The organism is Enterobacter cloacae complex sp. 382A5 (assembly GCF_050031095.1).
Classification (GTDB): domain Bacteria; phylum Pseudomonadota; class Gammaproteobacteria; order Enterobacterales; family Enterobacteriaceae; genus Enterobacter; species Enterobacter cloacae.
In genome coordinates, this window is record NZ_JBLGVK010000001.1 from 2,176,560 (window position 1) to 2,186,848 (window position 10,289).

The 10,289-nt window shown below is 53.0% G+C and carries 9 protein-coding genes; 3 read left to right on the forward strand and 6 right to left on the reverse strand.

All coding sequences use genetic code 11. The features are described from left to right. Window positions 1-5: 5 nt before the first annotated feature. Complete coding sequence (locus ACQG2G_RS10380; RefSeq protein ID WP_061771902.1) at window positions 6-1,658, reverse strand: MFS transporter; 1,653 nt, start codon at window positions 1,656-1,658, stop codon at window positions 6-8. Window positions 1,659-1,879: 221 nt separating this feature from the next. Here ACQG2G_RS10380 and ACQG2G_RS10385 point away from each other — a divergent pair, with 221 nt between their 5' ends. Further along, window positions 1,880-2,674, forward strand: a complete 795-nt coding sequence (locus ACQG2G_RS10385; RefSeq protein ID WP_348595830.1) for a YdcF family protein — start codon at window positions 1,880-1,882, stop codon at window positions 2,672-2,674. A gap of 68 nt (window positions 2,675-2,742) precedes the next feature. Here the strand turns inward: ACQG2G_RS10385 and ACQG2G_RS10390 are convergent, their stop codons facing one another. The 3 genes from ACQG2G_RS10390 to gap form a co-directional block, all read right to left on the reverse strand. Continuing rightward, window positions 2,743-3,399, reverse strand: a complete 657-nt coding sequence (locus tag ACQG2G_RS10390) for a DUF1120 domain-containing protein (protein WP_226836368.1) — start codon at window positions 3,397-3,399, stop codon at window positions 2,743-2,745. A 260-nt stretch (window positions 3,400-3,659) separates the two neighbouring features. Next, a complete protein-coding gene (locus tag ACQG2G_RS10395; protein WP_320706914.1) occupies window positions 3,660-4,322 on the reverse strand; it encodes a DUF1120 domain-containing protein in 663 nt (220 codons plus the stop codon). 250 nt (window positions 4,323-4,572) lie between these two features. Continuing rightward, window positions 4,573-5,574, reverse strand: a complete 1,002-nt coding sequence (gene gap, locus ACQG2G_RS10400) for a type I glyceraldehyde-3-phosphate dehydrogenase (protein ID WP_226836370.1) — start codon at window positions 5,572-5,574, stop codon at window positions 4,573-4,575. A gap of 189 nt (window positions 5,575-5,763) precedes the next feature. Here gap and cybB point away from each other — a divergent pair, with 189 nt between their 5' ends. Continuing rightward, on the forward strand, window positions 5,764-6,294 hold the full coding sequence (gene cybB / locus ACQG2G_RS10405) for a cytochrome b561 (RefSeq protein ID WP_013096695.1): 531 nt from the start codon (window positions 5,764-5,766) through the stop codon (window positions 6,292-6,294). Between the two features lie 68 nt (window positions 6,295-6,362). Here the strand turns inward: cybB and ACQG2G_RS10410 are convergent, their stop codons facing one another. Next, window positions 6,363-7,430 carry an oxidoreductase gene (locus tag ACQG2G_RS10410; RefSeq protein ID WP_248078502.1) on the reverse strand — a complete coding sequence of 356 codons (1,068 nt, stop codon included), beginning with the start codon at window positions 7,428-7,430 and terminating at the stop codon, window positions 6,363-6,365. Window positions 7,431-7,443: 13 nt separating this feature from the next. Continuing rightward, a complete protein-coding gene (locus ACQG2G_RS10415) occupies window positions 7,444-8,187 on the reverse strand; it encodes a DeoR/GlpR family DNA-binding transcription regulator (RefSeq protein ID WP_061772579.1) in 744 nt (247 codons plus the stop codon). A 716-nt stretch (window positions 8,188-8,903) separates the two neighbouring features. On the opposite strand from ACQG2G_RS10415, the gene ACQG2G_RS10420 reads away from it, so the two are divergent. Continuing rightward, complete coding sequence (locus tag ACQG2G_RS10420; RefSeq protein ID WP_061772580.1) at window positions 8,904-10,241, forward strand: TolC family outer membrane protein; 1,338 nt, start codon at window positions 8,904-8,906, stop codon at window positions 10,239-10,241. The last annotated feature ends 48 nt before the right edge of the window (window positions 10,242-10,289 follow it).

Sequence of the window (10,289 nt, forward strand, 5' to 3'; positions counted from 1 at the left end):
TTCAATTATTTGTTGCCGGTGGCGTTCTTAAGCGCCATACGGGCAGTGATGCGCAGACGCAGCAAGCGCCATAAAATCCAGATCAGCGTGGCCGCGGCAATACTCGCGGTCAGTAAATAGGTGTCGTTGTAAGCCAGAATGTTTGCCTCAAGCGCGGTCACCGTCTGCAACTGGGTGATCGCCTGCGTGCCCAGCAGGGCGCTGTCGCCAATCAGGCTTTTGTACATCTGGGTATATAGCTGAATCCGCTCGTTAACCAGCGGATTGAGCGTGGTGAGCTGGTCCGCCAGCAGGCTGGAGTGATACTTTTCGCGCCAGGTCTGGAAGGTACCGAGAATAGCCGAGCCCAGCAGGCCGCCGAGGTTCTGGCTCATGCCGAACATCACCGAGAAGCTCACCAGATTACGCGGGTCGGCGATCACGCCGCCAATGGCGGCCAGCATCGCAGGGGCGAGGAAGAAGGCGCTGCCAAAGCCCAGCAGGAACTGGCTGACCATCAGCTGATCCGGGCGCGTCAGATTGTTGGACTGGCTGTCCAGCAGCGAGGCGACAATCATCAGCACCAGGGAGGTGATAATCGGCCATGCCAGTTTGGTCGGCTTAATGGTCAGACAGCTGGTGACGATCCCGCAGACGATCCCGGCAAATATGGACCACGCCAGGTGCGTCATCTGCTCGTTCTGTAACCCTACGTACTGCAGCCAGCCGATGACGCCGGTGTTTTGCTCGGCCAGCACGATGCGGATCAGCAGCATAATCAACCCAAGGCGCACAATACTGCCGCTCGACAGCCAGCGGGTGTTCAGCAGCGGGTTAGTGCGGTTATGTTCAAACACGATGGCGGAAACAATCAGCACCAGTGAGAGCGCCAGCGACCAGCCGATCCACGGCGCTTCAAACCACCAGTCCAGACGGCCCAGCGACAGCACTGCGCACAGCAGCGCCATACCCGGTGCCAGTAAAAAGAAGGTAATAAAGTCTTTTTTCTCAAAGACCTTACGCCGATCGCCCGGCGGCAGTTTCAGCGCTATCACGCACGCCAGCGAGATGAGGGCCAGCCCCAGCTCGAAGAAATAGAGCCCGCGCCACTCATCAAGCTGCAACAGCTCGGTTGAAAAGAGTCGCGCCAGCGGAATGGCCAGCGACGAGCCGGTGATGCCAATGGTCAACGCCTTCAGGCGGTGTTTCGCCGGCCAGGCCTGGATCTGGTAATAAATCCCCAGCGAGCTGAGCGCGGCGGCCACCATCCCGTGCGCGGCGCGCACCATCAGCGCCGAGCTAAGATCGTTGACAAACAGGTGGAAAAAAGTGACCAGCACATACAGCACCAGAAAACCTTCGGTGAAGGCGCGCAGACCGTACTGCTGGCGGAATTTCACCAGCAGCAGGTTAATGGAGATATTGGTCATCACATAGACCGCCGGTAGCCAGGCGATCTCGGTTGACCAGGCGCCAAAGGTGCCTTGCAAATTTTGCAGGTTGGCGGTGACCACCGCATTCCCCAGGGCGCCCGTCAGGCAAACCAGCAGACCGACAACGCCATAGGCAATCCGCTTTGGCGTACTGTGCTCCGGCGTGGAAGGTGAACCCAGCAGGGCGGGTTTCTCGTGTGGCTGCCACTCGCGAGGAGCATAAGGGTCGCGTTCGGGCAGGCGCATAACGTCGTTTACCTTTGATAAAATGGGAGAATTAACAGGCTGGCGATTCTACGTCTGCCGTAAAACATAATACAAGTGAATATGATTTACGCATGTTAATCAAATGTTGAACTGAAGGTTTTAGGAAAAAGAGCGGCCTTATCTCTGGCACTTTAGGAATCAACGCCTGTTTTGACGCGACAAGTGCGGTACGCTAATCCAAATGCTGTAAGGAGGTTACGATGATACCGACAATTTTTCCCTGTTTGCCCGGCAGCACGCTCAGTGCCGTAAACACGGTTGGGCAGTGGCTGGCGCAGGATGACCTGCAACCGGGTCAGTCCGCGGATATAGTGATTCTGGCGGGGAATGCCGTCATTCCAACCATCGAAGCTGCCTGCCGTCTGGCGGCGGAGCAGGGGGTGCCCATGATCATTAGCGGAGGCATCGGACACTCCACCACTTTTCTCTATGCCGCAATTGCGAAACATCCGCGCTATCACACCATTCCCACCACGGGCCGGGCAGAGGCGGCTATCCTGGCGGATATCGCCCGTCAATTCTGGCAGATCCCGGCCGACCGGGTGTGGGTGGAAGATCAATCGACGAACTGCGGGGAGAACGCCCGCTTTAGCCGCGAGTTAATGAAGCACCATCAATTTGCCCCTGAAAGGGTGCTGGTGGTGCAGGATCCAACCATGCAGCGCCGCACCATGGCAACATTCGCCCGTGTATGTCGGGACGAACCCGTATCGCCGGAATGGGTAAGCCACGCGGGCTTTACGCCCGTCCTGCAAAACGGCGACGATGGACTGGTGTTCAGCGATTCCGGTGAAGGGCTCTGGCCGGTGGAACGCTATTTGTCGCTGGTGCTGGGGGAGCTGCCGCGCCTGCGCGACGACGTTAACGGTTACGGTCCGGCAGGACGTGATTTTATTGCCCACGTGGAGATACCTGATGAGATTGCGGCGGCATGGAATATCTTACGCAACGATGTCATTTTGACCGATGCGCTGGTAAGCCGATCCCTGTTGTGAATGTGGACGCGTAAAAAATACCGGGCCAGCGTTAGCAGCTGACCCGGTATTGAATAAAGGGCGAATAATTACAGATAAACCAGCGTCATGGTGTTCTGGCCGTCCAGCGCGGTGTCGTCGGTAATGGCCAGGGTAGAAGTATCCCAGATCACCAGGTTGGTCACGAAGTTAAAGTTAGCCGTCGTGATGGCCATTGGGGTGGTGGTGCCGGTATCAGCAAAAGCGATGGTCTGGAACGCATCGCTGCGTGGAATACCGGTTTTTTTCCAGACGGACCAGTCGTGATTCTGTCCAATACTGTCAACCGACTTGCCGTCTACGGTGATACCCGTCATCCACATGCCGTAGTTACCAATCTTTTTCCCTTCATTCGTCATGCCGACGCCATAGGTGTAATATTTAGCCGTTATGTTCATATTGCCATCGATATCAACCGGGAGCTGGGCATTGCTGTCGCTGCGGTTATCGGTGATGGTAAAACCGACTTTGGTTGGGGCGGTGCAGTTAATGGTCACCGGGATCTGTTTTTGACCCAGTTTGTTATTGTTTGTATCGGATAATTCACCGAGGCGAATATAACCGTAATCAACAACGCCACCATTACCCAGCTCGGCCGTGCAGGCTGCGTTGGTTAATGTTCCTGCCACTTTCATAACAGCAGTGTCTGCTGCAAATGCTGAAGCGGTGCTGAGGGCGATGGCCGTAGCGAGAATGACTTTTTTCATCCTTGATTTTCCTTTGCTTGAGTGTAATACGTACGGGGAAGATAAGAGAACGCAGCGATGGCGCCCTCATTCATCTGGCGGGAATAATATTTATTATTAGGTTTTTGGTATATTTATTAAAAATGAATTTCTTTTGTAGAAAAAATAAAGGCGTGCGTGAACGACAAATGAAAGGAATCCTTTTATTTGTTATGTGAATATAACAGTGGTAAAAGTACCGGTTCAGGCGAAAGCTGAACCGGTATAAGCAAATTACGTGATTAGAGATATACCAGCGTCATCGTCGCCTGACCGTCGAGAGGGGTATCGTCGGTAATGGCCAGCGATGTGGTATCGCGAATCATCAGGTTAGTAACAAAGTTGAAGTTAGCGGTGGTGATGGCGATAGGTGCCTCCGTCCCGGTTGCCGCAAAGGAGGTGGTGGAGAACGCATCGCTGCGTGGAATACCGGATTTACGCCATTTAGTCGCTTCCCAGTCATGGTTTTGGGTCACGGGGTCTACCGTGTTGCCATCCGCCGTGACGTCCGTCATCCACATGCCGTAGTCACCAATTTTTACGCCTTCGGTCGTGGTGCCCACGCCGTAGGTATAATATTTAGCAGACTGGTTCAGGTTACCACCAATATCCAGCGGCAGCTGTGCGTTGCTGTCGCCACGGTTATCAAGAATGGTAAAGCCCACTTTGGTTGGCGCAGTACAAGTAATGGTGACAGGCACCTGTTTTTCACCCAGCTTGTTATTTTCCGTTGCAGAGAGTTCTCCGAGACGAATATAGCCGTAATCAATGACCCCGCCGTTACCGATAGAAGGCGAACAGGCCGCATTGGTCAGAGTCCCTTGTACTTTTAATACAGCGGTAGGTTCTGCGAAAGCTGATGCGCTGGCCAGTGCAATTAATGAAGCCAAAATAACTTTTTTCATTGTTGTTCCTTAACAATTTCATTGGTGGTGTTTGTTTTGACAGACCGCTTGCCTGTCTTGTGATTTATATTATTGGGAGTGTTTATGAAATTAAAGCAAGCATATTTAAAACTTCATTTTAGAAGTTCTAATGATAATTAACGTATGATTCAAAAATTTCGTGAATAATTTTATTCTTGAAAACAGATGATAAATAATAAGCGGTGCGGTAAGGGAGAGCGACGGATGGTATGACCACCCGTCATCGTTATTAAAGTGCGGCGTATTTATCAAGCGTGCGCACCAGCTGCGTCACAAAGCCATACTCGTTGTCATACCAGGCGACGGTTTTCACCAGTTGCAGTTCGCCCGCCTCGGTCACTTCGGTCTGCGTGGCGTCAAACACCGAGCCAAAGTGTGAGCCAATCACATCTGACGACACAATCTCTTCATCGGTATAGCCAAAGGACTTATTCCCCTGCGTCGCTTTTTTCAGTGCGGCATTCACCTCTTCAACGGTGACCTTTTTGCCCAGAATGGCGACCAGTTCCGTTACCGAGCCGGTTTTCACCGGTACGCGCTGGGCATGACCTTTCAGTTTGCCGCTGAGGGCCGGGATCACCAGGCCAATCGCTTTGGCGGCACCCGTGGTGTGGGGAATGATGTTCTCCGCCGCCGCGCGTGAGGCGCGCAGATCTTTCCCGCGCGGACCATCCACCAGCGCCTGGGTACCGGTGTAGGCGTGAATGGTGGTCATGGTGCCCACTTTAATCTCAAAGGCATCGTGCAGGGCATTTGCCAGCGGGGCGAGGCAGTTGGTGGTGCAGGAGGCGACAGAGATAATGGTATCACTGGCGTCAATGGTGTCGTCGTTAACGTTAAACACAATGGTTTTCATCTCACCTGCTGGCGCGGAGATCAGGACTTTTTTGGCGCCAGCATCCAGATGCGCTCTGGATTTTTCTTCCGACGTATAAAAACCGGTGCATTCCACGACGATATCCACCCCAGCGGCTTTCCACGGGATATGTCTGGCCTCTTTCTCGGCGTACACCGCGATGGTTTTACCGTCCACAATCAGCGCGTCTTCGGTGAAATCCACGCTCCATGGGAAGCCGCCGTAGTTAGAATCATGCCGGAGCAGATAGGCCAGTACTTTGGGAGAGGTGAGGTCGTTGATGGCGACGACGGTGTTGCTGTCCTGGGTTTCAAGAAGACGACGAAGTACCAGGCGTCCAATGCGTCCAAATCCGTTAATGCCAATTTTACTCATGGTATTCTCCTGTAAACGTGTCGATGCGACAGTTTGAACTTATCCAGGCTTAGACCATGAGGGGCGGGGCAGCAATTGAAGATGCTTCATGCCCCGGGAAGTATTTGAAAATCCATATAGAAAAGTTAATGAATTTTTAAGGAAAGGTAGTTATGTTGGCGCGGTAACTGTTTTTTATCGGAAAATCACATGCGCACTAAATATACAGGCCTGCAAATCGGCATTCACTGGCTGGTGTTTCTGTTAGTTATCGTCGCCTACTGCGCCATGGAGTTCAGAGGCTTCTTTCCGCGTACCGACCGACCGCTGATCAATATGATCCACGTCTCATGCGGGATCGCTATCCTGGTATTGATGGTGACACGTCTGCTGGTGCGCCTGAAGTTCCGCGCGCCGCCGATTGAGCCGAAACCGAAAGCGATGATCACAGGCCTTTCGCATCTGGGGCATCTGGTGATTTATCTGCTGTTTATTGCTTTGCCGCTGATTGGCCTGGTGATGATGTATAACCGTGGAAACGACTGGTTTGCCTTTGGCATCGCCATGCCGCACGCGGCGGAATCCAACTTTGATCTGGCTGATGGGCTAAAAGAGTGGCACGAGACGCTGGCGAACCTCGGCTATTTTGTCATTGGCCTGCACGCAGCGGCGGCGCTGATGCATCACTATTTCTGGAAAGATAATACGCTGCTGCGCATGATGCCGAAAAAGCGGCAATAGCCTCAACACTTTTGCCGCCTTTCTCGCCGGGTGGCGCTGCGCTTACCCGGCCTACAAAACCCGTTTTTTTATTGCAGCAGAGCACGCTCTTCAGCTGTTAATGCCAGCCCCTGCGTTGACCCGGTCTCTGACGATTTCACCGCCGCTTCCAGTACCGCCATCACCGCTAACGCCTCGACAGGATGAACCGGATTGGCAATCTTCCCGAGCAGAGCATCGCGCACATTAATGTAATACTGGCGCTGATCGCCTTTCGGCGTGGTAATGGTCTGCGGCGCGCCGTCAGCCCCAAAGAACACCATACTGTCGCTGTCCTCACCCCAGGTTTCACTTCCCGGAACGATGCCAGTCAGCAGCTGGGCTTCCTGCTGATCGATACGGGCCTTCACTACGCTGCCCTTATCCCCATGGACGGTAAAGCGCGCGGTACCCCCGGCGACCAGCATGCTGGCGTGCAAAATAACCTTATGATCAGGGTAGTTTAAGACCACATGCGCCCAGTCGTTCACTTCTGCGCCGTCGCGCAGCGTCGCGATATTCCCTTGCACCGAGTGAGGCAGACCAAAGAGCTGTAGCGTCTGGTCGATCAGGTGCGGCCCCAGGTCAAACCACAGCCCGCTTCCCGGTACGTTCTGTTCTCTCCAGCGCACGCGCACTTCCGGGCGGAAGCGGTCAATGTGCGACTCAAACAGTTTCACCTTCCCGAGGGTGCCCTGTGTGATAACGTCCTTAATGCCCAGGAAATCACTGTCCCAGCGGCGGTTGTGGAACACGGAGAGCAGAAGCTGCTTTTCATCCGCCAGGGCAATAAGATCGCGCGCTTCCTGCATATTGAGCGTGAAGGGTTTATCCACCACCACGTGTTTTCCGGCGTTCAGGGCCAGCGTGGCCAGCGGGGCATGGGTGGCGTTAGGGGAGGCGATCACCACCAGGTCAATATCAGGGTGCGTAATGGCCTCTTCCGGGGTAGCAACCACCTGCACATCCGGCAGATCGCGCTTAACTTTTTCCTCATCACGGGAGGAAACCACCGCCAGCGTAAGCCCGTCCACAGACTGGATGAGCGGGGCATGGAAGGTTTTACCAACAAAACCATACCCGATCAGCGCAATGTTGATTGTCTTCATTTTATTCATGACCTTCTCCACGTTAATGAGCGCAAACCGTGACGGACACGGTGCTCTGGTCCCCAAGCTCAGGCCAGGGACGATCTAAAAACAGTTGATGAATTTCGTCTAACCCGCACACCAGATACGGCTCACAGCGGTTGACTTTCAGATGGTCTGCGACGATCCAGTGCGTCTGGCTGGCAGCAAGCATCGCCCGTTTGACTTCTGCATCGGCTTCCGTCCCGGCACTCAGACCGAGTGATGAATGAAGGGCGCAGGCGCCAAGGATGGCGATATCCGCCCGATACCGTGAAAGCAGGGAGAGGGTGGCACCGCCAGCAAACAGGCGTTGCTTCTGATCCCATTTCCCGCCGAGCAGGATCAGTTCGATATCCTCCCGGTCGCTAAAAGCGTGGGCGATATCCAGCGAGGTGGTGATCACCGTCAGCGGCCCCTGAAGAAAAGAGGCCACCGCCATGACCGTACTGCCCGCATCCAGAAACAGCGTAGAGCCCGGCGGAACCTGCTGTGCCACCTGTTTTCCCAGCCGCTGCTTGGTCGCCGGCAGGAGCGTATTTCTGCCCTGGCGATTCATGGCCGACAGATTGAGCGCGATAGCGCCTCCGTGGTTCTTCTGCGCCAGCCCTTGTTTTTCGAGGTCCGTGAGATCGCGGCGAATGGTATCCGCAGAGACCTGCAGCTTTTCTGCCAGCTCAGTGATGCTGGCCTGTCCCTGCTCGCTGATGATGTCGAGCACATATTTTTGACGCGCGGTTTTGTGCATGGCAGCAATCCTGCAAAATGTCGCAATAGTTCGCATAATACAGCATTTTATCGCAGAGAAAAGGGCAACCGCACATTAGTTCAGTTGCGTGATAATTGAGCTGTTATTGATTAAATATAAGTGAACGGTTTCTAAGGGTAATCAATATGTTATGACGATGTTTTATCTGGCTGTTTGGACTTTGTAACCAGTTAACTTCGCTTTACTGGTTTGTTGTTCTATTAAAAAACTATTTAAACCAACAAAATTCCTAAAAAATGAATTTACTAGGTTTTTTATGCCAATAAATAGGGCGAAGCTACTTAAGTTGACATTTCTTTGAAAATCTTTGTGTCTGACGCGCGTGGAAATTAACGCAAAAATGTACATCCGGGTATTTTTAAATTTCACTTAAATAACAATGACTTTATTAGTTTCATTTGAAAGGCCATTTTTAAGAGTTTGTCCAGAAACCCCATGATTTTTCTTAATTGTAACACCACATTAACATTGTGGGTGTAGTTGCCTATACCACATTTTGTTATGCTGCGAATCAGTTAAGAAGTAAGTAAATTCTTAATTCATATTAGGCTAAGGTCGGCTCTCATCTCCAATGGAAATGGGTATGGGGAGCTATTACCCGAAATTCAGTACGGGGGATTAATAATATTTTTCTGATTATCTATACCTCTTTTTGGGTAAAGGGTTAAACCATTCGCAGGCTCAGGGAGATATAAATGATGAGAGAGCGAAATTATAAGTGGGTCCGATTATCCGCAGTGCTGGTGTTAATTTCGGCATGCATTAATACGACCTATGCCAATAGCGGCGCGTTGGGTTTTGCCACGGTGCCGACGACAACATTAAAAGAAAGTATTCTTTTTGCCATCGATCGCGATCCGTCGGTCAGCCAGCAGGCGGCACAATTGGGGATTGGTCAGGCGCAAATAGATGAAGCACGTAGCGGATGGATGCCGCAAATATCGCTGAACGGCAGTACGGGCCATAGCCAAACCACCGATTCCAGCGGTTCACTGAGAAATTCAGCGGCATGGGGATTAAGCCTTACGCAGCTCATTTATGACTTTGGCAAGACGAATAACAGCATCAGCCAGTCTTCAGCGCGACGCGATAGCTATCGTTATCAGCTGATGGAGACGCTCACCGCCGTGGCGGAAAAAACCGCGCTGAGCTACGTGGAGGTCAGACGTTATAGCGATCTGTTGCAGGCGGCTAAAGAGAATGTGCAGGCCCTCAAAAACGTGGAGCAGCTGGCGAAACTGCGCGCGGATGCAGGCGTAAGCTCAACCTCCGATGAGCTGCAGACCCGCACGCGAATCGCCGGTATGCAGGCGACGGTGGAGCAGTACAACGCCGCGCTCAACAGCGCCCGCGCAAGGCTCGCGGTGTTGACGAGCATGCAGGCTGAAGCCTATTCACCGGTCCCTGAGAAGCTTGCCGTAGAGCAGAATGCCGTCAACCAGATCGATTACTCGCTGATACCGGCGGTAATGGCCGCGCAGAATATGGAGCGTTCAGCCCAGTATGGGGTGGAAACCGCTAAATCTCAGCACTGGCCAACGTTAAGCCTGAAAGGAGGCCGCACGCGCTATGAGTCGGATAACCGCGCTTACTGGGATGACCAGATCCAGCTCAATATCGATGCACCGCTGTATCAGGGCGGCGCCGTTTCGGCACGCGTTCGTCAGGCTGAAGGCACCAGGGCGATGGCCTCCTCTCAGGTCGATCAGGCGCGGTTTGATGTGCTGCAAAAAGCCTCCGTCGCGCAGGCAGACTGGACCGGCGCGCGTGGAAGAATGGCCGCCGGAAGCCTACAGCTTGAAAACGCGTTACGTGCCCGCGCGGTCTACAAAAACGAATACACCCTGAGCAAGCGGAGCATTAATGATTTGCTCAGCGTAGAACAGGATGTCTGGCAGGCCACGTCTGCCAAAATAATGGCTGAATATGATGGCTGGAGCGCGGCAATTAATTACGCCTCCGCTGTTGATAATCTCATGACGCTTATTGGAGTAGAAAAAAACGCTGCCGCAAAATTACCCGATTTGAGTTGAAAAAAGCCGCGCCTTTCTGCGCGAAATAAATCTGAAAATAATGGGTGA